Source organism: Bacillus cereus group sp. BfR-BA-01360, assembly GCF_022663595.1.
Lineage (GTDB): Bacteria > Bacillota > Bacilli > Bacillales > Bacillaceae_G > Bacillus_A > Bacillus_A cytotoxicus.
On the sequence record NZ_JAKUFV010000015.1, the window covers coordinates 65207 to 89762 of the forward strand.

Below are 24556 nucleotides of genomic sequence, written 5' to 3' on the forward strand. Positions count from 1 at the left end.
CCTTTTTTTAATGATTAAAGAATTCTTTTCTTAAATGTAGTTTTGTATTATATTAGAAAATAAGAGTGTACCTATACCAATACTCATTTTGCAGCATATCAATTTTTGAAAGAAAGGAGTCAAAACCCTTATGTTTCAAGGGATAGACTTTATTTTTGAAAATGCATATGAAACAAAACTAACAGTGTGCTGCAAAACTTTCAGTGTATTATATAATAAATGTATTGATTTTAAAGAGAATTATGGTGATTTTTTATAGGGTTTTATCTGAACGTAGTGGGATATAAAGAAAGTCGAATCGTTGTGGGTAGACTGTCCACGACTTGGTTTTATCTGAACGTAGTGGGATATAAAGATTTTTCGCGAGTTTATTTCACACTTTGAGAAAATAAGTTTTATCTGAACGTAGTGGGATATAAAGCGTCTTGCAGAAGTTAATCCAAGTAAATAATCAACGGGTTTTATCTGAACGTAGTGGGATATAAAGGCGGTGAACTTGTCCAATTCGGAACCAATGCGACGGTTTTATCTGAACGTAGTGGGATATAAAGAGCGTTACCTCTTTACCAGTTTCACGACCACGCTTTTGTTTTATCTGAACGTAGTGGGATATAAAGTATAAACGTGGCGGATTTACGCTACAACATAACATTGTTTTATCTGAACGTAGTGGGATATAAAGTCGGATTTTATAGATTTATTTTTGTTTAATGAGTACGTTTTATCTGAACGTAGTGGGATATAAAGGTAATTAGCGCAGGCGGAAAAGAATTTGATGAATTAGTTTTATCTGAACGTAGTGGGATATAAATCCAATGTATTCAATGGTTTTTGGACATTGTTAGAAAGTTTTATCTGAACGTAGTGGATAAGATAAAAAACTTCAGATGATAATAGTCCTTCTAGGGCATAGCTATCAACTTTAGAGAAGTGCTTCCCCTAAAAAAAGTATCGGGACACTTTTTTGTAATCTTTGAATGCAATCCTGGATTTTGGGTATATTCAAATAGAACTTCCTATGATATATATTTTATGGCGCTATTTGAAGCCGATTCGCTGATTTTTCTATGTTTTGTTTACTGATAGCTTGAAAGAGGTTGCTAAGTACAAAAAAGTTGCGGTGTATATTTTTTTGATAGATTTGCACCATATAAGCATATTTCAACTTACTCATTTTTTCCTTGTGTCTCTCATAAAGGTCTTTGTAGTTGATAGGTGTAACGCTTGCAAATAAACATAAACGCAAGGAGTATAAATTTATTTTAAATAGAAGTTCTATTTGCTGTCGTAATGAATAAAAAGCATACACTTCTGTGAGAGGATACTGAAAAATGGTGGTTTTGAAAAATAACACGCATTTTATCGAAATGTTAAGGATACAAGGGGGGCTTTTACCTACATAGTAGATGGCGGGCACTAATCGATTTTTGCAGGTAAATGTTCGATTTCTTGAGGCTTTTACCTACATAGTAGATGGCGGGCGCCTTTTTATTATTATGAAGTGGACTTTTTCAGTGCCTCCCTTTGTAGCTAGCAGTTTTTCTGTCGAAGTGTTGGTAACTAATAGAGTTACTCTGCTCACAGATTTGGTATTTTTTCATTTTTTTGATGCATCAAGCGTTTATATCGTTCATTCTATTTCAAACGATATAAGATAGTCGAGTTCTATGTTTGTGTTTTAATCGATATATATACCTGATAAATTCCTTAATTGGTGTGTAATTTAATTATTTTGCTCACTTTCTTAAGTTCATGGCTATAACCCTTCTAAGGGGATTTTGCATATTCACAAATTGTTAACCAAAAAGCACTTATATAGAATATATTGGGCGGTATAATAAAATCAAATACAATGAAGGAGGATAGCATATGAGGTTACATATTAAATTACAAACGAATCGGTTTCCGATTTCATATAGAATGATGATGGTGAGTTTTATTAAAGAAGCTTTGAAGTTATCCGATGCTGCATATTTTCAACAGATATACCAAGAAAGTAAAGCGAATCGACCATTCTCTTACGGCGTATATATACATGATTATAAACTTAATGCAACAGAGTTTCATATTAAAGGATATGTTGGTCTTACAATAACTTCTCCAGATGCTCAATTTATGTTGCACTTTTACAATGGGCTTATGAAAATGAACGACTTTCGATATAAAGGCTTTAGTCTAAAACGAATGAAGGTACAAATGGTAAATAGTGCGGATATTAATCAAAATCATGTGTATTTTAAAACACTATCCCCTCTATTAATCCGTGATAAACACGCCAAGCCAATTTTCATAGATGATGATAAGTTTGAAAAAGAATTAAACTATATTTCTGACACAGTTCTGAAAGAATTTCGTGGGTATGGACTAAAACAACCACTTATTTTTACAAGTAAGAATATGAAAAAAGTAGTGGTCAAGGAGAAAATTCATAGTGATCATGATACGCTATTTTTTACGGGCTATCATGGGATTTTTTCCTTACAAGGTGCTGTGGAAGATTTGAAAATACTTTCGGAAATTGGATTAGGCTTTAGATCTAGTCAAGGATTCGGTGCTGTGGAGGTGGTATAATGATATTTGTAACGGAAGAGATTCCTTTAGCGGCAGAGGAATGGACAATAACTCAAGGGTTAGTTGGATATTATCGAATTTTGAAGCATGCGGGTATAAAAGTGAAAACGACTGATGAGGGGATTTTGTTTAACCCTGAACATTTAAGAAACTTTGAACACTATTATTTTGACTACTTTTTGGATCGATTTAGTGTAGCTAAGCGTGATGAACAAAATATTAGGAGAACTTTTTTGAAGTTTAGAGCAGAAAGTGAATTAAAGGGAAGCAAAGAAGCGAAACGGCGGATGCAAGCGGCTAAAAAGAGTCTTGATGAAACGATAAAAAAAACGGCTATTGAAAAAGTTGAAAAGAAATTTGAGGATTCTTCGCATAAAAAAAGATTAGTAGAATATGCTACTTTAATTCGGAATCAAAAGACATATAATCCAGAAATGGATAAATGGATTGAAGAGTATATCCAAGCTTTATCGGAACCGAATATTAATGAAAAATTAACATTAAATTATTTTAAAGCAACTGTTTTAGGTACATATTTTGGACAAGTTAGTTTTTTAAATGTATCACATACATCGAAAGATATTGAAGAACAAAAAGAAATTTTTAGAAAAGATTATATTGAAAGTTTACTTGCTGATTTAGAGTTGCAACAAATGATTGCAAGAGCTGAAGATTCAGATGAAATTATGAAATATCTTGAAATAAGTACACATGAAATGGCAAAAAAATTAAAAACGAAGTTTAAAAAGATGACAATTCAGCAAATAAAAGATTATGTATCTAATGAAATAAATTGTTGTAGTTTTTTTGACTCGCAGTGGGCATTTGAACAGTATTCTGAGTTGCATTTTTCTCCTTTATCTATGAGTGCTTCGAAAGCGCTTAACTTTTACTGGAATGCCAATGGAACATTAACCATTCCAGTAAGCAAATTGGCAAAATTAATTTTATTTTGTGCACCTGCTGGAGCTTCGATTATTGGAGGGAAATCTTTATTTGTTCAGCGAGAAGGACGATTTGAACAAGTTATTTATGCAAATGAAACATATGAAATAGGGCGAAGTAAAGATAAAGCATTTGATGAAATTATTTTTGATTTAATTGCTGAGCAGAAAACGAAGGCACAGCACACTGGAGATAGTTATTTAATTTTAGAATACTCTTCGGAATATAATGCAAAAAAAACAGATTTGCAATACCTACATTTAACCCCAGGATTATGTTCATTCTTTAAAGAAAAAAATTGTACGAAATGGTTTAGTAGATTAAATTACGTACTTAGGAATCAAATTGTTCATGCATTTTTACGCTATCAAGATTCAAAGCATATCATTCATAATGCTTTGCGTAAGAAGTTGCAAGAACAGAAATTAGCAAATGAAATTGTTTATGCCTGTTTATTACGGTGTTACTATTTGTTCTTTGTAAAAGGAGAGGGGAAAATGAATACAGATTTGAAAACTAGTAAGAACAGAATCTGGAGTGCTTTTTATGAGGGGGTAGCAATAAAAAACATAGTAGAAGAAGGGAAAATACGATCTGTTGCTTACCGATTATTAAATGCAATTCGATCGAATGATAAGAAGATGTTTTTAGATACAGTAATGCGGTTATATATGTCTGTAGAAAAACCGTTCCCAAGAGTGTTTATGAATATATTAGACGAATCAAATATTGATTTTGCTTCTATTGGGGATTCGTTTATTGCAGGGCTAATTTCAAAAGAGGAGGAGAAGATAAATGAATAATAAAGCTTTAACATTAACAATCATATTTAAGGCAAGCTCTTTAAATTATGGGGAAGGCACAGCGAATATTTCTGAGTTAAAAAAGTTCCATCGTGGGAATGGAGAGGTTTATTCTTTCGCCTCTCGTCAAGCGATTCGTTATGATATTGTACGCTTAGGTAATCAATTGTTTAACTGGAACTTAAATGTTGTTGATAAAAGCAAAGGTGTTGTTCAATTTAAAGATGATTGTACAATTGCTGATTCTGTTGAAATGGATTTATTTGGATATATGAAAACAAAAGCGAAAGCAGGGGCAGATAAGCGTTCAGCTGTAGTACGATTAAGTCATGCGGTCTCATTAGAACCATATCGTAGTGATTTAGAATTTTTAAATAACATGGGATTAGCTTCACGTATTCAGGAGAATCCCAACTTAGCTACATTAGAACAGCATGAAAGTTTATATACTTACACATTAACAGTGGATTTATCAAAAGTTGGGGTAGATGGAGAAATCGAATTACCAGTAGACGAAAAAGTAAATCGAGTTAAACAATTAATTGAGCTTACGAAGTATTTAAATCGTGAAATTCGTGGGCGGCAAGAAAATTTATCTCCATTATTTGTGATTGGCGGTGTGTATCCAATTGCAAATCCGTTTTTCTTAGGCCGAATTTCTTTGCAAAACTTTGATTCGAATTTATTGAATGTGAAGTCATTAGCATCGGTATTAGGACAAACAGTATTAGGTCATGATGTACGTACTTGTACAAAAATTGGTTTAGTTGATGGAGTATTTGCAAATGAAGAGGAGATTTCTCAACTTACAGACACTGTATCCGTAGAAGAGTTTTATCAGCATGTAATGAATGAAGTAGAACAATTTTATAAGGTGTTAGTATGAAGGTAATTCGATTAAAACTTTTTCAAGAAACAGCTTGCTATACAAAGCCATTTGCAAACAAGGTAGCGGAAACATATCCACTACCTCCGTATTCCACGGTTAAAGGAATGATCCATCAACTATTACAAGCAAATGAACTGTTACCTTTACGTTTTTCAATACAAGGAAACTATGAAACAAAGCTAATAGATTATAGAAAAAGTTATATGGTGAAAAAGAAATCCGTTTCTATGCCTATTATTTTTGATGGGCTAGCAATGGAGGTACCAGAACAAGAACATATGACTTCCATGCCTTTATATACACATATGCTTTTTAATGTGGAGCTTGTTATTCATATTGCTGGGGAAGAAGCGTTACTAGAACGTATTTACCAACACTTTATTGAATTGAACCAGCACTTGTCTCTTGGTCGTCATGAGGATTTAGTACGAGTAGATGAAGTAACATTTGTAGAATTAGAAGAGTGTGATGAGTGGTATTCGAAATATGCCATATATGTTCCGAAATATTATTATAAAACGGATTTTCCTGCGGGCATTCCATATCGTTTAAATTGGACATATAAGATTGTGAATGGAATAAGAGAATGGAATAAGATTCCTTCTCTTTATGTGAATGGAAATAATCCTCATTTTGAAGATGGGAAATTATTTCATACAGATGGAGAGCATATCGTTCTTTGGAATGAATAAAAAGGGTTCGTATTCTTTTTGAAGAATACGAACTTATTTTTGAGGTGATGATGATGTTTTTAGCGAAATCTAATCCGAAAGAAACATTACGCGAACATACAGATGAATTACGCTCACGCTATAAAAAGTTAAAAGAATCATATGGTCATTATTTTGATGAACGTATTTGGGAGTTACTTCTTTATGCTGTTGATTATCATGATGCTGGTAAAGCTCATGAGCCATTTCAATTAAAAATAAGGCGTGCTCTTGGAGAAGGAGTAAAGTTGCAAAGGAATTTAGAAGTTCCACACAACTATTTATCTCCTTTCTTATTGCCAGAATCGATTTTTTCATTACCGAAAAAAGACTATCAAGCCCTTATTCAAGCAATTGCATATCATCATGAACGGGATATCGAACCTAATGATACATTAATTAGACAAGCTCTTTGGCAGGACCTTTGGCCGAAAATGGATGAAATTAATAAACATTTAAATATTAATGGCGCAAATTTAGAAAAGAAATTTAATCGTATTTTAGCTCAACTACATAGGCGAATTAAGTATAGTGATAATAAAGAAAATTATGTAGATTATGTTATTCTGAAAGGTTTGCTTCATCGTATTGATCATGCAGCTTCTGCTCATGTAGATATTGAAATTGATGCAAAACAAGATTTTAAGAAACTTGTGGATGCTGGATTTCAAAAAATTGCAGAGAAAAAGAGAGTGCCAGTTGAAGAAGTATATCGCGATTTACAAAAACATGCACATAAACATCGTAAAGAAAATTTAATCATTGTAGCACAAACGGGTATGGGGAAAACGGAAGCTGCTCTTCTTTGGGCTAGTGACAGCAAAACATTCTTCACACTACCGTTAAGGGTTAGTATTAATGCACTATTTCATAGAGTGTATGAAAAAATGAACTATAAAAATGTTGGTTTGTTGCATTCATCATCAATGGATTATTTAACAGAGAATCTTGAAGAAGACTGGGAAGTAATTGCAGAACAATCTAAGCATTTTTCAAGTAAATTGCTGTTTACTACAATTGATCAAATATTGAAATTCCCGTTTCTTTATCGTGGTTACGAAAAAGAACTTGCAACAATGGCATATTCTTCCGTTGTCATTGATGAAATTCAAGCATATGATCCGAAAATTGCAGCTGTATTGGTTCGTGCGTTAGAAATGATTTATCTAGTAGGTGGGAAATTTCTACTCATGACAGCGACACTTCCTAGCATCTATTTAGAAACCTTGAATGAGAGCGAAATTATCTCTAGCGATGGATTTCGAGTAGATACATTTATAGATGATTGCGTTATACGACATTGTATTGAGGTTGTAGAAAAGCCAATAGTAGATGATTTTGAGAAAATTGTAGATTTAGGGAAGCAAAAGAAAATATTGGTTATCGCTAATACAGTAAAACGTGCAATGGAGTTGTATAACAAAATCAAGGAACATAGTGACAATGTTCATGTCTTTCATTCTATGTATATTCAAAAACATAGAACTCTAATTGAAAAAGAATTACTTCTCTTTGATGAAAATAAAGAAGCAACTGGAATTTGGATCACAACACAGCTTGTCGAAGCATCTATCGATATTGATTTTGATGTTTTATTTACTGAAGCTGCAACATTAGATAGCTTATGTCAGCGATTTGGACGTTGTTATCGAAGAAGACAATATATGATGCATCAAGAGCCAAATGTGTTTATATATGCAGTTGATATGAGTGGTGTGAAATATGTATATGATGAAGAAATTCTAATGAAATCATTAGATATTTTACGACCCTTTAATCGAAAAATATTACTTGAATCTCAAAAGATTGAACTTGTGTCTCAATTGTATAGCAGGGAAAATTTAAAAGGAACGGAATTTCTTAAAACATTCGACGATGCTCTAGAGCAATTGCAAACATTTGAGGATTATACATTATCTTCGAAGGATGCTCAAAAGTTACTTCGCGATATTCAGGCTGAACTTGTAATTCCTAGAAATATTTATGATGAAAACGAGCATTTATTTGAACAGCTTAAAATAGTGAATAGAGAAGAACGAGCAAGATTGTATCGTGAAATTGCAAAGTTAACAGTTAGTTTGCGGAAAAATAGAGTCAGAGGGAAAACATCTAGAATACCTCATGAACGTATACAAAGTAACGGAAAAAAATATAACTTGCTACCATGGATTAAAATTTTAGAACTACAGTACGATTTTGATGAGAAAAGTAAAACAGGTACAGGTGTATTACTAGATCAGGAACTAGATAATTTTATTTGATTTTATAAGTTTATTGAACCGGAGTGGGATGTTACATAACAAATTTAAAATGAGGTGGTAAGGTGAAAGGGACTTACATTCATTACTATTTTGTTTGTCATCGTAAACTTTGGTTATTTGTGCATCAAATTCAATTAGAAAAAGAAAGTGAGCGGGTGATAGAAGGGAAAATTCTTCACGACTCTACATATCAACGTATGGAACACCGTGAATTGGATATTGACGGTGTAGGTAAGATCGACGGAATTGAAGGGGAATATATTCGCGAAATTAAGTTAACCAGCAAAATGCAAGAAGCGGATCGTTGGCAATTACTTTATTATTTAGCAGAATTGAAGAAACGAGGAGTTACAAAGAAAGGGTTATTAAGTTATAAGAAAGAAAAAAGGACAGAAGAAGTTCATTTAACAGAAGCTAATCAACAAGAATTAGAAAATATTCAAAAACGTATTCAAGCCATTATATTGAGTGATAAACCTCCAAAACTGGAAAAGAAAAAGTATTGCTCATCGTGTGCATATTATGATTTTTGTTTTTCTGGGGAGGGAGAAGGATGCTGAGAGATTTCTATATTTTTTCAAACGGAAGAATGAAAAGGAAAGACAATACATTTTATTTTATTAATGAGGAGGAAAAGAAGAGATCACTACCGATTGCACAAATTGATAATTTATATGTATTTGGACAGGTGGATTTCAATACGAAATTATTAAATTTTTTAAATCAACATCAAATTCATGTGCATTTTTTCAACTATTATGGTTTTTATAGCGGTAGTTTTACACCACGCGAAAGTAATTTATCAGGCTTTACATTGGTGCAGCAAAGTGCTCACTATTTAGATACAGACAAACGATTAATACTTGCCAAAGCATTTGTCTCTTCAGCTGTATTTCATATGCTTAGAACTTTAAGAGGATATAAACAAATAACCGCTGAAATGCTAGGAGAAATCATACGATTAACTCCACAAATATCACAAGCTAGCACAATCCAGCAGCTCATGGGTGTTGAAGGACTTATTCGACAACAGTATTATTCTATGTTTAATTATATTTTACCACCTGAATTTTCGTTTTATAAGCGTTCTAAGAAACCACCTCAAGATGAGATCAATGCATTGATTTCATTTGGGAATAGTTTATGCTATACAACAGTTTTATCAGAAATTTACAAAACGCAATTAAATCCAACAATTAGTTACTTACATGAACCATCATCAAAGCGTTATTCGTTAAGTCTTGACATTGCAGAAATTTTTAAGCCGCTTATTGTGGATCCACTAATCTTTACACTTGTTAATAAGAAAATGATTAGCTTAAAGCATTTTGAGAGTCTTGATGAGATGGTATTATTAAATGAACAAGGACGAAAAAAGTTTTTGCAGGCATGGGAAGGAAAACTGGGACAGACGGTGATGCATCGTCGTTTGAAACGAAAAGTGTCTTACAAATATTTTATACGTTTAGAGTGTTATAAACTCATTAAACATATGATTGGTGATGAATTGTATAAACCTTTAAAAGCGTGGTGGTAAAAAAATGTTTGTTATAATTACTTATGATATTGGAGAAAAAAGAGTAGGAAAAGCGTGCAAGAAATTAAAACAGTATTTAACTTGGACGCAAAACTCTGTTTTTGAAGGAGAATTATCTAGGACACAACTCTTAAAATGCTTAGCTGAATTAGATCAGATTATAATATCGAGTGAGGATTCTATTTACTTATATGAAGTAAATAATCCACGTAATATAAAGAAAAAGGTATTTGGTATTGAGAAAAGTTACGAAGAGCTATTTCTCTAAACACGATTTTATAATATATTAGGAGTAGTTTTTTTCTTATTAGTGAGAAGTTTGCAGTGCATCGTTTTTTAGCGAGTAAACTGCCAACCTCTTGTCTGTTAAAGGATGGAGCGTATTTTTGAAAATACTTTTGAAACACGACTCAACATCCGCTGCAAGATTTGGAAGTCTTAATGTAATGTGTTCCTTGATTTAAAAGGGATTATAGTGTTTTTTTATAGGGGTTTTATCTGAACGTAGTGGGATATAAAGTTATTTCTTTTTTTGTTGTATCTATTTTTAGCGAATCAAGTTTTATCTGAACGTAGTGGGATATAAAGCGATATGAACCAAATCAAAAAAGAGTCATGGAAGCGGTTTTATCTGAACGTAGTGGGATATAAAGACTGATGACAAAAACGTTTTTACAGCTAAAGTTGTTGGTTTTATCTGAACGTAGTGGGATATAAAGTTGATTTAAAATATAACGTACTTTCATAGATAAAATGTTTTATCTGAACGTAGTGGGATATAAAGCCATCTTCATAGTTACCAGTTGTTGTGATAACAACGTTTTATCTGAACGTAGTGGGATATAAAGGTCAAACAACGCAAATTATTGACTCTATTGCGGGCAAGTTTTATCTGAACGTAGTGGGATATAAAGAATAGATGTATGTAGGTATTGGTTGGAACAGAACGGGGTTTTATCTGAACGTAGTGGGATATAAAGAAACGCTCTAGTGGATGACCAAAAGGTGGCAGAAGAGTTTTATCTGAACGTAGTGGAATAGAAAGGCAGTTTTCTTATGGTTAAATAACCCATGGAAACAAAATTAGTCGCCATTTATGCTTATCTGAGCGGTATAGAACCTTTTAAAATAGTGGCTAGTTTTTTAGAAAAGAAAGAAGTTATCGTGAACGAAACTAGCTCCTTACCCGTAATTTCGTAGGTTAATTTGGTTACACTGAATAACTATAAAAAACAAACCAAATCAGAGCTACATTACGAAAGGAGCTAGTTTATTATGAAGGATACCACAAAATACGTAGGTTTAGACGTTTCAAAGGAAAAAATTGCTGTTGCTATCGCGGATGAAGGAAGAGAAGAACCTAGATATTTAGGAATGATCCCTCATACACCTGAATCTCTAAGAAAGCTGATAAAAAAATTAGGTGCCGTTGAACACCTAAAAGCATGCTATGAGGCTGGTTCAACTGGCTATGGGATTTACCGCTTACTTTTCAGCTTAGGAGTAGATTGCGCAGTGATAGCTCCCTAAAAACCTGGAAATCGTGTAAAGACCTTAAAAAACTTGACATGGAGCCTCTGCGGGCATGATTCATACGCCGAGCTGCCAAATTCCTAAAGGAAGTTGGCGCTTACCCGTAAGGTTATCATGCGCGCCTTTCCGTATAAAGTTTTCTAGAGGGAACACCAAATTTTGTACCCTCTACTTTGAGTTGCTTAAAATATTGTTTTAACCCGAAATATGGGGAAGGACTTGAAAGTTTCGTTCATATCAGTGAAACTGATAGAAGGAGATAGAGTAGCTCTCCTTGCAGAAATCGTAGAAAAAATCCCAAAAGAATTTGCGATATGTATTTTTCATACGCATGTCGCAAAGCAAATGTCTGAAAGTGTAAAACATGGATTAATAGAATAAATAAAAGAAATTGGCGTTAAGCATAATTTCATTTTGTTTACATAATAAAATTATGTTAGATTATTTTTTCGGTTTTCATGGCATGTTTCGTCTAAATAAATCGGTTACAATAAAAAGGGTGATAGATTGAGAAGGTTTTGGGTAGGGAGCATAAAATCATTTCAAAAAATATTTTAAAGGGAATGAATGTTCTTATATACTAAATATAACTATGTGACTAGAAAAGGAGAGAAGATGATGATTCATAAAGTTGGTCAAATTATGTTATATGTAAAGGATCAAGATGAAGCTGTACAATTTTGGACGGAAAAGATGGGCTTTCATCTAATTGCTGAAGAAGATAACGGTAAGGGATTTAGATGGATCGAAATTGCGCCAACGAAGGAAGCTGAAACAAGTATTGTGTTACATAATAAAGAATTTATTGCGAAAATGCAGCCAGAATTAAACTTGAATACACCTTCTATGCTGTTTTTTACAGAAAATATTGAGCAGTTACATAAACAACTTGTTGATAAAAAGGTGGAGGTTGGCGAAATTGTAAATATGCCTACGGGCAAGGCTTTTAATTTTGCTGACGATGAAGGGAATTATTTTGCCATTATGGAAAAGTCTTAATATGAAATAACAGTAAGAGGTGTTAAAGGTTGTTTTGATCCTGTTTTACAGGGTCTTTTTTGTAGGATGACAATCCGAAACGTTCTTTGTATAATGATGAATCGAGCAGGGATGAAAGCGCTCTAAAAGAGATGGATGTCAAACGTAATATCAAGCATGTTGTAGTGAAACTTCATATAGAGTATTGCTGTTTATTACTACATAGTATTTCGATTGAAAGGACTTACTTGGTGTTAATAATATGCAGATTCCAATGTTAATGAATCGTAAAATAGAGGCATTTGGGGGAGGAAATGATATGTGGGAAAAAATGATAAAAGGAAAAACAATAAGAAAGTGGACTGAGGAGAATCCGATTTTACGGCAGTTAATCGAAACAAGTGAAGTGTTTTGGGAAAATCCCAATTATAGTTCCTATGAAAAAGCGAGACAGGATTTTGTTTTAACGACGGAAGATGTGAAAGAAGCAGAGGCACGTTTGCTTCGTTTTGCGCCGTATATTGCGAAAGTGTTTCCAGAAACAAAAGAGATGGATGGAATTATCGAATCTCCTCTTGTTGAAACGATGCATATGAAGCAATATTTAGAGGATGCCTTTGCGCAGGAAATGCCAGGTAGGTTTTTATTAAAATGTGATAACAATTTACCAATTTCCGGATCGATAAAAGCGCGCGGCGGTATTTATGAAGTGTTGCAGCATGCAGAGAAGTTGGCGATAGAGCACAATTTGCTTTGTGAAGAAGATCATTATGCAAAGTTAGATAGCGATAGGTTTCGAGAATTCTTTTCTCAATATTCCATTGCGGTTGGATCAACAGGTAATTTAGGACTAAGTATCGGTATTATGAGTGCGAAGTTAGGTTTTCAAGTAACAGTACATATGTCAGCTGATGCAAAGGAATGGAAAAAAGAACTGCTTCGTAATAAAGGGGTAACGGTTGTCGAATATGAATCTGATTATAGTAAAGCAGTAGAAGAGGGGAGAAAACAAGCAGGGCAAGATCCTCATTGTTATTTTATTGATGATGAGAACTCGAAACATTTATTTTTAGGTTATGCAGTTGCGGCTTCCAGGGTAAAGCAGCAGCTTGAAGATAAGAATATTAGAGTAGATAAAGACCATCCTTTATTTGTCTATTTGCCATGTGGTGTTGGCGGAGGACCTGGAGGAGTCGCTTTTGGCTTGAAATTACTATTTGGTGATGCTGTACATTGTTTCTTTGCAGAACCAACACATTCACCATGCATGTTGCTCGGTTTAGTGACAGGGCTTCATGATGAAATTGCAGTTCAAGATTTTGAGATTGATAATGTAACAGAAGCAGATGGTCTTGCGGTTGGAAGGGCATCTGGTTTTGTTGGAAAGATTATGGAGCCGCTTCTTAGTGGTTGCTATACAGTTGAAGATCAACAACTTTATGAATTATTAAAGGCAATGGTAGACACGGAGAATATACGCTTAGAACCGTCTGCATTAGCAGCAGTCTATGGTCCAGTGCAATTGTATCGACAAGAAAATTATGTGAAGAAACATAAATTAGAAGGTAAGATGAATCGTTCGACACATATGATGTGGGCAACAGGCGGTGGAATGGTACCGAAATCCGTGTTCGATGAGTATTATCAAAATCAGTAAATCGTGTACAAAAAGGACGTCATTTTAAATGATGACGTCTTTTTGTTTATTTTTTCTTGTTTTTGTCTAATGGATTTTGTTCTTCCGCAAATTCTGTTCCGTATGAGAAGCGGCGGTTAAGATGGATGTTATCACTGTTATGCCGTTCGTAAGCATGGGAAAAGCGCTGAACAATGACTTCACATAAAGTAAAGACTAAAGCAGAAAGAATGCTTCCCCATGCAATTTGCATGTAATGATCTAACAAAATGCTTCCAAAAATCCATACACTTAAATAAGTTAACAGGAAATCCGTCATAATAGCTGCGGATCGACCAATGCGTTCTAAGATTATTTTATCTACAAATACGTATGAAACAATCGTTACAAATAAACTAAAGGAAATAATTTGAACGAGTGTGGCCGGAAAAAACAAAGCAAGTCCGATTGCAAAAGCAATGATACAAGATATAAATTTTATGAGCACTAAAGCAATATCACTCAACGTGTACACCTCCCGTTTCTACATAGTTTTTCTCTAACGCAATAACTTCATACATGCTATAGCGATATTGAGGCGAGAGATTTGCATTTTTTCATGCCAGCAATTTGACTAAATATTGAGAAATATCATAAGAAAAATGTTATAGTAAACTGAGGAGTTATGACATTTTTAGGTAAGGAGGGAATCCGAATGTGGATTACTTCAGAAGTAGAAATTCCAGAGGAGTTATTTGATCATCTTGAACAAGGGAAGCTCGTATTGTTTGTCGGAGCGGGAGTTTCTATGAAAGGAAAATCAAACTTACCAAATTTTGATGATTTAGTTGATGAAATTGCGAAGGCTTTATACGTTGAAAAACGTGAAATAACAGAACCGCACGATTACTATCTTGGTAAAATTGCAAAGACGAAAGATGTTCATCAAATTGCGAAAGATCTCGTAAACGTGGAAGGATCGAAACCGAATCCGCTACATTATGCGATTCCAAGACTTTTTCCGAAAGATACGGATGTGCGAATTGTAACAACGAACTTCGACCAGCATTTTACTACTGCTATGCGAGAGAGTGACCGGGATTTTAATATTTACTATGCGCCTGCTTTGCCGACGGGAAGAGCGTTTAAAGGATTAGCATATATACACGGAAATGTGGAGCAAGAAAAAGAAAATTTAATTTTAACAGATGGTGATTTTGGAAGGGCTTATTTGACAGAAGGATGGGCGCGTCGTTTTTTAGTTGATTTATTCTCGAATTACACAGTTTTGTTTATTGGATATAGCCATAATGATCCGGTTATGAAATATTTAGCGACAGGTTTACCGCCTAGTACAAGGCGCTATGCTTTTGTTGCACACGGGGATAATACGTATCATTGGGAACATTTGGGAGTAAAGCCGATTGTCTATCCGAATAAAGCAAATAACCATCAAGCACTTGTTAGAGCAGTAAAACGATGGGCGGAATTAATGGGAGATAATTATATTACAAAAAGAATGCGTATTCGCGATATTGTAACAGTTCCACCATCTGTTGAACAAGAACAATTATCTTATATTAAACAAGCGATTAAAAAAATTGAAATGCTTAGATACTTTGTGGAATTTGCACGTGATTATGGGTGGGTGGAATGGCTAGAAGCAGAGGGAAAGCTGCAAAATTTATTTCGCATGACTTCCCATTACGATGAAGTGGATGAATTACTTGCTGCGTGGCTTGTTGAACAATTTCTTGTTAGCCATCAAAAAGAACTATTTCAACTCATTTTTAAAAATCATTCTAAAATATCACCGCTACTTTGGAAGAGCATTTGCACCTATTTAAAAGAAACAAAAAAACCGGTGGATCCAATATTATTTGCAAAATGGACGCTACTTTTATTAGAGACAGCTGAGAATAATAGTCAGTCGATAGAAAAGATTTCCTATCTATTGCAGAAATGTTCGTTTCCAGAGCATAAAGAAATTAGCGTTTTATTATTAACGTTTATTTTAGACGGGAAAATTAAGTTGAAACGAGTAAAGCGATGGGAAGATGATATGCAGGATTCTGTTGAGTTAGAGGAATCAAGCTGCCTACCAGTATCGGTGTTTTCACATGTACAACGCATTTGGGAAGAAAAAATGAAACCACATATTTCCTATTTTGCAGGTCCTATTTTAGTTATGGGACTGGAAAAGTTACAAATGTTATCGCTAAGACAAACAGCTTTACAAAAAAGAGATGGTGTTCTTTATCATACAATGGAATTTTCAGAACACGATTTACAACCAAAAGATTTTACTTTTCTAATCCGAATTATGAAAGAATGTCTCGCCTATTTATGTGAGCATAATAAAGAGAAAGCAGCATATTATATCGCACAAATGATCGACACAGATAGTATATTACAAAAGAAAATTGCGATTGAAGCAATGAGTGAAAATACATTTGTAACAGCTGATGAAAAATTAATGTGGTTGCGAAAACAACAACTTATTTTTGATTTTACATATAAGCATGAAGTGTTTCAATTTCTAAAAAAACACTATCAAAATGCATTAGAAAAAACGAAGAAGGAAGTCATTCAAGAAGTGATGAAACATCTTGAAAATGAAAGGTTCTTTGATGCGTGCCTTGTGTTAGATTTACTGTACACATGTGATGCAAACAGTACGAGTACTGCCAGAGCCTATCGCATAATGAAACGGACGCATCCGCATTTTACTTCGAATCAATACGGTGAGAAAAAAGAAGAAGTAAGAGCGCCAAACATTATATGTGACGTAACAGCTGACGGGTTATTAAAATTGAAAGGTCATGAAATCAAGAAACAAATTTTGTTATTTTCAAATGATGATTCATTTGAACAACGTCATTTTTTAGAGATGTTATCAAAGGCTTGTAAGTTGAATGTAGATTGGAGTATTGCACTTGCCTACCAGCTTATAGGAGAGCAGAGAGTAAGTGATGAGATATGGTTTGTTTGCATTAGGGAATGGAGGAATAATCGAAAGTTGACAAATGAGCAGATTCAAAAGATTATTCCACTATTGCAACAGTTTGTACGAAATCCCGCATTTTATTGGTTGATTAGTAGCTTCTTATATGAGATTAGTAATCGACTAGAAGACTTTCAAGAAAATCAGATTCGGGCAGTGAAGCGATTTGCATTTTCTTTATTCCCGCATATCATGAAAGGAGAGAGCAGTTTTAAAGTAGGAGAGCTTGATTTTTATAATGAATCAATCCAGCATCCAGTCGGAAAAATGACGTCAGTTTTATTGAAATTATTAGCATACGACCATTTATACGATCGCAATATACATGAATATTTATTTTTATTTGAAGAGCAAATTAAGGTTGCTTCTGAGAGAACGCATTTTATGTTAGCGCGTTTAACGGCTGATGTTACATTTTTGTTTCACATTGAAAAACAATGGTGCAGAAAGTATGTGCTTCCTTATCTTAAATTAAATAGAGAACATAAAGCAGTGAAATATGCATGGGCAGGGCTATGCTATACACAAATTAATTTGCCGTTATTTACAGAGATAAAAAAATATATTAAATATGCAGTTGAGCACTTAGAGTTATTGCATCCACATACAAAACAAGTCTTTTTAAAATGGTTAAGCTTTGTATGTATTAAGTGTGTGTTGTACTGGGGGCAGAGAACAGACTGGGTTTATATGATATTTATAGAAGAAAAAGAGCATGACAAAATAAAGTTTCTGAAACACTTGTGCTATTATGTAAAAACATTGAGCGCGCGAGAGAAACGAAAATTTTGGGATTCGTGGTTAGCTACATTTTTAAAAGAACGCCCGAAAATGAGTTTGATCACTGGCCGAGAATACGTAATGTTATTGCGTTTTGTTTTCTATATGGATGAAGTAGCAGAAAAAGGGGTGTACACCATTTTGAACTGCTTTCCAATTCCGATCGAACATTGTTCAGAGGCGGAAATGAAACAATTACTGTTGACGATTTTAACGAGAAAAGAAAAGGTCATAGCTCATGTACAAGCATATGCGAAACTATTTTTTATTTTGTTACAAATTGTGCAAGACGCTAGCTCCATTGAAAATGAAATGATACAAATGAAAGAAATGTTAGAGACTTGTCATGTAGATGATGACATATTGACCGCAATTCAAAACGAAATGATTCGAATTGGCATTGTAGTAACAAATTTTCAGCAAGAATCATAAGTGGAAAGTGGAATTTTAAAAAAATAGATAAAAAGTTATTGACAGTATTCAAAAAAGAGTTCTATAATACGAATCATACTTATTTAATTTCGAAAACATTTGAATAAATAACGTGCAATGAAGAGATCACAGTAGTGAGAATCTTCCTGTAACAGAGAGCTGATGGTTGGTGTGAATCAGTACAGGGGTTATCATGAATTACAGTCTTGGAGCACCTTTTTCGGAATAGAGTGATATATCTTTATGAAGAAAAGGCGGTCATTTGATCGTTAACAGTGAAGAGAGGTAGACGAAGTTAGTCTACAACTAGGGTGGTACCGCGATAAATATCGTCCCTACTGATTGGATCAGTAGGGACTTTTTGTATTTTTGTGGCCCAACTTGAAAAAGGAATAGGAAATGCAATGAAAGGAATAATAGTAGTAGTTGTTTCCCTGTAACAGAGAGCTGGTGGGTGGTGTGAACCAGTACAAAAACAAGTGCGAATTACAGTCCTGGAGCATCTTTTTTGTAGTAAAGAGAAACATCTTTATGAAGGGAAAGACGGTCGATTGATCGTTAACAGTGAAGAGAGGTAGACGAAGTTAGTCTGCAACTAGGGTGGTACCGCGATAAATATCGTCCCTACTGAAGAGATCAGTAGGGCTTTTTTGTACACAGAAAAGGCGGTATCGATTTCATATGATAACGATTTAGTTTATGGATTCAGAAAATAAGGAATTTTATTTCTCTTACTATACTTTTACACATTTGAGGAGGATATGAAAATGGCAAATCATGAATTAGAACAATTACGTAAACAGGTGGATGAAATTAATTTACAGCTATTAAAGCTTTTAAATGAAAGAGGTAGAATTGTTCAAAAAATTGGTGAACAAAAGCAACTGCAAGGAACGAAGCGCTTTGATCCCGTTCGCGAGCGCGAAGTACTAGATATGATTGCGGAGCGTAATGAAGGGCCATTTGAGACATCGACGGTTCAACACATTTTCAAAACGATTTTCAAAGCAAGCTTAGAGCTTCAAGAGGACGATAACCGTAAAGCGCTTCTTGTTTCCCGTAAGAAAAAACAAGAAAATACAATTGTGGATGTAAAAGGTGAGCGATTAGGTAGTGGAACACAATCATTCATTATGGGACCTTGTGCGGTAGAAAGTTTAGAGCAAGTTCGTCAAGTTGCGCAAGCGATAAAAGAGCAAGGATTAAAATTAATGCGCGGGGGAGCGTTCAAACCGAGAACATCACCATATGATTTCCAAGGTTTAGGGGTAGAAGGATTACAAATTTTACGACAAGTGGCTGATGAGTTTGATTTAGCGATTATTAGTGAAATTTTAAATCCGAACGATGTGGAAATGGCTCTTGATTACGTTGATGTCATTCAAGTTGGGGCACGAAATATGCAAAACTTTGACTTATTAAGAGCTGTAGGAAAAGTGAATAAACCTGTATTGCTAAAAAGAGGTTTAGCAGCGACAATTGATGAGTTCATGCATGCAGCTGAATACATTATTGCACAAGGTAATGATCAAATTATTTTATGTGAACGCGGCATTCGCACATACGAAAAAGCAACTCGTAATACGTTAGATATTTCAGCAGTACCAATTTTGAAAAAAGAAACACATTTGCCAGTTGTTGTGGATGTAACACATTCAACAGGACGCAGAGATTTATTATTACCGACTGCAAAAGCAGCGTTAGCAATTGGAGCAGATGCAGTAATGGCAGAAGTACATCCAGACCCAGCTGTTGCATTATCTGACTCAGCACAGCAAATGGATATTCCAGAATTCCATAGATTCATGGAAGAGTTAAAAGAATTCAAAAATAAATTATCGTAAGTTCATATAGAATATGCGAAGAATGGAGTGAAAGGTGAGATGGGGTACCATTACTTATGGATCGCGAGTAAAAGTGAAAAAACGAAGATGCACGTATAAAGCATCTTCGTTTTTTTATTTTTATATAGGATTATAGAGGCACTAGTTCGAATGAAAGAAGGAGGATAGGAGGCGAAAAGTATGTAAAAAGAAAAATTTTAGTTGACAATATACAAAGATGATTGGATATACCTTTAACATGTTAAATATGGTATAGTAAGTGGAGTATGTAATAAAAGTATCGAAATTGGAGGAACCAAATGATTACAGTAAGTAACGTTAGTTTGCGTTTTGCGGATCGCAAATTGTTTGAAGATGTTAACATAAAATTCACGCCGGGTAATTGCTACGGCTTAATTGGAGCAAATGGTGCTGGTAAATCAACATTTTTAAAGATTTTATCTGGAGAAATTGAGCCGACAACAGGGGATGTACATATTACGCCAGGTGAGCGTTTAGCAGTATTAAAACAGAACCACTTCGAATATGAAGAGTTTCCAGTACTAGAAACAGTTATTATGGGTCACACTCGTTTATACGAAGTGATGCAAGAGAAAAATGCGATTTATATGAAAGAAGATTTCAGTGATGAAGATGGTATGCGCGCTGCAGAGCTTGAAGGTGAGTTTGCTGAACTTAACGGCTGGGAAGCGGAATCAGAAGCTGCTATTCTTTTAAAGGGGCTTGGAATTGGTGAAGAGCTTCATGATAAGAAGATGTCTGAATTAACAGGTGCAGAGAAAGTAAAAGTATTACTGGCGCAAGCGTTATTCGGTCAACCAGATGTTCTATTATTAGATGAGCCTACCAACCACTTAGATTTAAAAGCAATTCAATGGTTAGAAAACTTTTTAATGAACTTTGAAAATACGGTTATCGTTGTATCCCATGATCGTCATTTCTTAAATAAAGTATGTACGCACATGGCTGACCTTGATTTCGGTAAAATTCAACTGTACGTTGGTAACTATGACTTCTGGTATGAATCAAGTCAATTAGCGTTAAAATTAACGCAAGATGCAAATAAGAAAAAAGAAGAGAAAATAAAAGAGTTACAAAACTTTATTGCACGCTTTAGTTCAAATGCATCAAAAGCAAAGCAAGCAACTTCTCGTAAAAAATTATTAGATAAAATTACATTAGATGATATTAAACCATCATCACGCCGTTACCCATTCGTTGGTTTCACGCCAGAACGCGAAGTAGGAAATGACTTATTAACGGTTGAAGGTCTTTCAAAAACAATTGATGGAGAAAAAGTGTTAGATAATGTGTACTTCACTTTAAATAAAGGTGATAAAGTTGCATTTATCGGACGTAACGATATTGCGATGACAACATTATTTAAAATTCTTATGGGTGAAATGGAGCCAGATAGCGGTTCGTTCAAATGGGGTGTGACAACATCTCAATCGTACTTCCCAAGAGATAATTCTGCATACTTTGAAAACAGCGAATATAATCTAGTTGAATGGCTGCGCCAATTCTCACCACAAGATGAATCTGAAAGCTTCTTACGTGGCTTCTTAGGCCGTATGTTATTCTCTGGTGAAGAAGTGAAGAAGAATGTTTCTGTATTATCTGGGGGAGAAAAAGTACGTTGTATGTTATCAAAAATGATGCTAAGCGGTGCGAACGTATTGGTACTTGATGATCCAACGAACCATTTAGATCTTGAATCTATTACAGCATTAAACAACGGTTTAATCGCATTTAAAGGTACAATTTTATTTACATCTCATGACCATCAATTTGTACAAACAATTGCAAATCGTATTATTGAAGTCACACCAAATGGTGTAATCGATAAAGAAACGACTTACGATGAGTACTTAGAAAATGAAGAGCTACAAAAGCAAGTAAGCGCAATGTACCAAAATAAATAAACGGATGAAATCCCCCCTTTACTAAGAAAGTATATAGGGGGGATTTTTTATTCCGCCATTTTAAGATAGTAACAGCCAGAATATAATCAGTGGAGGGCGAATCCTCCATTGATTAAAGTTTCACTTAATCGGAAATGAAGTATGGATAGACTTTCTCTACCTATATAAATAAACCATTACCAATCCAATTGGTAATTTTGGAAATAAAAATGTTTGCGAATGGAACCGCAAAGGTTTATAGTGATGTATGTTTTCGTTACTGGATTGGTTTCGGGGGGAAGTGGAAATATTACAAATTTATTTTGTTAAATGGAAAGTAAGGTCAAAATGTTTAGTAGGAAATAGTTGAATAAATAAAAGATTCAAATTATAATTACTAATATTCTTCATATGGTTAAATAAATGAACGACATGAAGAAAATAGATAAAAAATAGAGATAGACTTATAAAAATAAGCCTTGGATAATTAAAAGAGGTGGAGAGATGAAACAATTATTACAAAAGAGCAAACGAGTGCTAAGTAATCACTTTGGGTTCTTTATTTTTGCGGTTGTTTTATTCTGGTTGAAAACATATGCAGCATATGTGACGGAATTCAACTTAGGAATATCGAACACAATTCAAAAGTTTTTGCTTTTCTTTAACCCGTTAAGCTCAGCCATTTTGTTTCTAGGACTTGCATTATTTGCAAAAGGGAAACGATCTTATATTTTGTTGATTGTTATTAATTTGCTACTGTCAATTCTTTTGTATGCAAATGTTGTATACTATCGTTTCTTCAGCGATTTTATTACGTTTCCAACATTGACTCAAACGAATAACTTTGGGGAAATAGGCGGCAGTGTTTTAGCATTGCTACAACCGTATGATCCTCTATATTTCTTAGACACAATCGTTTTACTTGTACTTGTTTTAACAAAAGTTGCGAATCCAAAGCCAATTCGTGTTGCAAAGTATAAATTGTCACTTGTATTTATTTCAGCAATTTTAATTTTCAGCATTAATTTAGGACTGGCAGAATCTGATCGCCCGCAATTGTTAACAAGAACATTTGACCGCAACTACATTGTGAAATATTTAGGTGCTTACAATTATACCATTTATGATGGTATTCAAAGTATGAAAGCATCAACAGAACGAGCTATGGCAGATGGTGACAGTATGACAGAGGTCAGAAATTACATCGCTTCAAACTATGCAAGCCCAAGCGCAGAGTATTTTGGAAAAGGAAAAGGGATGAATGTTATCTATATTCATCTGGAATCGTTCCAAAACTTTTTAATTGATTACAAGTTAAATGGGCAAGAGGTCACACCATTTATTAACTCATTTACAAAAGATGCAAATACGTTGTATTTTGACAACTTCTTCCATCAAACGGGGCAAGGGAAAACATCGGATGCGGAATTTATGCTAGAGAATTCCATGTTTGGATTACCGCAAGGTTCTGTATTTACAACAAAATCGCATAATACGTATCAAGCAGCACCCGCTATTTTGGGGCAACAAGGATATACTTCAGCGGTGTTCCACGGTAACTACAAAACATTCTGGAACCGTGATGACATTTATAAATCATTTGGATTTAATAAATTCTTTGATGCATCATACTATGATATGAACGAGAAAGACGTTGTTAACTATGGTTTAAAAGATAAACCGTTCTTTAATGAGTCAATTCCATTATTAGAAACAGTCAAGCAACCGTTCTATACGAAGTTTATTACGCTATCAAACCATTTCCCTTATCCAATTGATAAGGAAGAAGCAACAATTGAGCCAGCAACAACAGGCGATTCATCTGTAGATACGTATTTTCAAACAGCGCGTTATCTAGATGAAGCAGTCAAAGGGTTTGTCGATTACTTGAAACAATCTGGTTTATATGACAATTCCATTATCGTAATGTATGGGGACCATTATGGTATTTCAGATAACCATAATAGAGCGATGTCACAGATTATGGGTAAGGAAATTCATTCCTTTGAAAACGCACAATTACAACGCGTACCTCTCATTGTTCGTGTGCCAGGGATAAAAGGTGGCGTTCAACATCAGTATGGCGGAGAAATCGATGTTCTCCCAACGCTATTACATTTATTAGGCATCGATACAAAGGATTATATCCAATTTGGTACAGATTTATTATCACCAGAGCACAAACAAGTCGTAGCATTCCGTAACGGTAATTACGTAAGTCCGACTGTTACTGCACTTAACGGAAGATATTATGATACAACAACTGGAGAACCAGTAGAGGTTACAGAAGAAATAAAACAAAATGAACAAATGGTTCAGCAAACACTTAAACTTTCTGACCAAGTGGTAAATGGTGATTTATTACGATTCTATACACCAGAAGGGTTCACACCTGTAGATCGTTCGAAGTACAATTATAACCATCGTGATAAAAATAAAACGAAGGTGAAAACAACGCAAGATACGAAAACAGAATAAAGTATAAATAAGAAATCCTACTCATATGAAATAAAGCATGATGAGTAGGATTTTTTATTTTAATTATGAGTCAATTAGAAAAGGAAATATGTGATTTTATATATAATAAGTATAGAGGTGCTGATTAAAGGGAGAAGAGGGATGGTATATGATGGAAATATATGTAATCTTAACAATTGGAAAAACATAACCAAGAGTTAATAGAGGTTCCAAAACATGTATCAGGGGCAGATATAGAGTTTTCAATATTTGATGAAAAAGATGCGGAAATT

16 protein-coding genes, 1 pseudogene, 2 CRISPR repeat arrays and 2 other annotated features are annotated in these 24556 nt (G+C 34.3%); of the genes and pseudogenes, 16 read left to right on the top strand and 1 reads right to left on the bottom strand.

Going from position 1 to position 24556, the window contains the following annotated elements; all coding sequences use genetic code 11:
* Nucleotides 1-260: 260 nt before the first annotated feature.
* Nucleotides 261-812: a CRISPR direct-repeat array (repeat unit 29 nt; unit sequence GTTTTATCTGAACGTAGTGGGATATAAAG).
* Between the two features lie 1057 nt (nt 813-1869).
* The 12 genes and pseudogenes from cas6 (at nt 1870) to MR056_RS14615 (ending at nt 13884) form a co-directional block, all read left to right on the top strand.
* A complete protein-coding gene (gene cas6 / locus MR056_RS14560; RefSeq protein WP_012094493.1) occupies nt 1870-2571 on the top strand; it encodes a CRISPR-associated endoribonuclease Cas6 in 702 nt (233 codons plus the stop codon).
* Nucleotides 2571-4319 (top strand): type I-B CRISPR-associated protein Cas8b1/Cst1, encoded by a 1749-nt coding sequence (gene cas8a1 / locus MR056_RS14565; RefSeq protein ID WP_087098810.1) that lies wholly within the window; start codon nt 2571-2573, stop codon nt 4317-4319. The genes cas6 and cas8a1 overlap by 1 nt, the downstream gene beginning before the upstream one ends.
* Nucleotides 4312-5205, top strand: a complete 894-nt coding sequence (gene cas7i, locus MR056_RS14570; RefSeq protein ID WP_012094491.1) for a type I-B CRISPR-associated protein Cas7/Cst2/DevR — start codon at nt 4312-4314, stop codon at nt 5203-5205. Before cas8a1 ends, cas7i begins: the two co-directional genes overlap by 8 nt.
* The gene (gene cas5b / locus MR056_RS14575) at nt 5202-5900 is read left to right on the top strand and encodes a type I-B CRISPR-associated protein Cas5b (protein WP_012094490.1); all 699 of its coding nucleotides are present in this window, start codon (nt 5202-5204) and stop codon (nt 5898-5900) included. Before cas7i ends, cas5b begins: the two co-directional genes overlap by 4 nt.
* A 53-nt stretch (nt 5901-5953) precedes the next feature.
* The gene (locus MR056_RS14580; protein ID WP_087098808.1) at nt 5954-8179 is read left to right on the top strand and encodes a CRISPR-associated helicase/endonuclease Cas3; all 2226 of its coding nucleotides are present in this window, start codon (nt 5954-5956) and stop codon (nt 8177-8179) included.
* 62 nt (nt 8180-8241) lie between these two features.
* Nucleotides 8242-8739 carry a CRISPR-associated protein Cas4 gene (gene cas4 / locus MR056_RS14585; protein ID WP_087095029.1) on the top strand — a complete coding sequence of 166 codons (498 nt, stop codon included), beginning with the start codon at nt 8242-8244 and terminating at the stop codon, nt 8737-8739.
* Nucleotides 8733-9716 (top strand): type I-B CRISPR-associated endonuclease Cas1b, encoded by a 984-nt coding sequence (gene cas1b / locus MR056_RS14590; RefSeq protein ID WP_087098806.1) that lies wholly within the window; start codon nt 8733-8735, stop codon nt 9714-9716. Before cas4 ends, cas1b begins: the two co-directional genes overlap by 7 nt.
* A 4-nt stretch (nt 9717-9720) precedes the next feature.
* Nucleotides 9721-9984, top strand: a complete 264-nt coding sequence (gene cas2, locus MR056_RS14595; RefSeq protein WP_012094486.1) for a CRISPR-associated endonuclease Cas2 — start codon at nt 9721-9723, stop codon at nt 9982-9984.
* Nucleotides 9985-10207: 223 nt separating this feature from the next.
* Nucleotides 10208-10761: direct repeats of the CRISPR family, unit length 29 nt; unit sequence GTTTTATCTGAACGTAGTGGGATATAAAG.
* Nucleotides 10762-10991: 230 nt separating this feature from the next.
* On the top strand, nt 10992-11246 hold the full coding sequence (locus tag MR056_RS14600; protein WP_087098804.1) for a hypothetical protein: 255 nt from the start codon (nt 10992-10994) through the stop codon (nt 11244-11246).
* A 240-nt stretch (nt 11247-11486) separates the two neighbouring features.
* Nucleotides 11487-11627 (top strand): annotated as a pseudogene (locus tag MR056_RS14605) (DUF2332 family protein); the annotation flags it as partial.
* Between the two features lie 240 nt (nt 11628-11867).
* On the top strand, nt 11868-12248 hold the full coding sequence (locus MR056_RS14610) for a VOC family protein (protein WP_041809787.1): 381 nt from the start codon (nt 11868-11870) through the stop codon (nt 12246-12248).
* Between the two features lie 298 nt (nt 12249-12546).
* Nucleotides 12547-13884: a D-serine ammonia-lyase gene (locus MR056_RS14615; RefSeq protein ID WP_087098850.1), complete on the top strand. Its 1338-nt coding sequence runs from the start codon at nt 12547-12549 to the stop codon at nt 13882-13884.
* Between the two features lie 46 nt (nt 13885-13930).
* Here MR056_RS14615 and MR056_RS14620 read toward each other — a convergent pair whose 3' ends face one another.
* Nucleotides 13931-14368: a YndM family protein gene (locus MR056_RS14620; RefSeq protein ID WP_087098800.1), complete on the bottom strand. Its 438-nt coding sequence runs from the start codon at nt 14366-14368 to the stop codon at nt 13931-13933.
* A 159-nt stretch (nt 14369-14527) separates the two neighbouring features.
* Here MR056_RS14620 and MR056_RS14625 point away from each other — a divergent pair, with 159 nt between their 5' ends.
* The 4 genes from MR056_RS14625 (at nt 14528) to ltaS (ending at nt 24284) form a co-directional block, all read left to right on the top strand.
* Nucleotides 14528-18058 carry a DUF4020 domain-containing protein gene (locus MR056_RS14625; protein ID WP_087098798.1) on the top strand — a complete coding sequence of 1177 codons (3531 nt, stop codon included), beginning with the start codon at nt 14528-14530 and terminating at the stop codon, nt 18056-18058.
* Between the two features lie 108 nt (nt 18059-18166).
* Nucleotides 18167-18398 (top strand) — a binding site (T-box leader).
* A gap of 55 nt (nt 18399-18453) precedes the next feature.
* Nucleotides 18454-18687 (top strand) — a binding site (T-box leader).
* A gap of 138 nt (nt 18688-18825) precedes the next feature.
* Entirely contained in the window at nt 18826-19902 is a 1077-nt protein-coding gene (locus tag MR056_RS14630; RefSeq protein WP_012094479.1) for a bifunctional 3-deoxy-7-phosphoheptulonate synthase/chorismate mutase, read from the top strand.
* 299 nt (nt 19903-20201) lie between these two features.
* Complete coding sequence (locus MR056_RS14635) at nt 20202-21827, top strand: ABC-F family ATP-binding cassette domain-containing protein (protein WP_012094478.1); 1626 nt, start codon at nt 20202-20204, stop codon at nt 21825-21827.
* A gap of 483 nt (nt 21828-22310) precedes the next feature.
* On the top strand, nt 22311-24284 hold the full coding sequence (ltaS, locus tag MR056_RS14640) for a lipoteichoic acid synthase (RefSeq protein WP_012094477.1): 1974 nt from the start codon (nt 22311-22313) through the stop codon (nt 24282-24284).
* Nucleotides 24285-24556 lie beyond the last annotated feature (272 nt).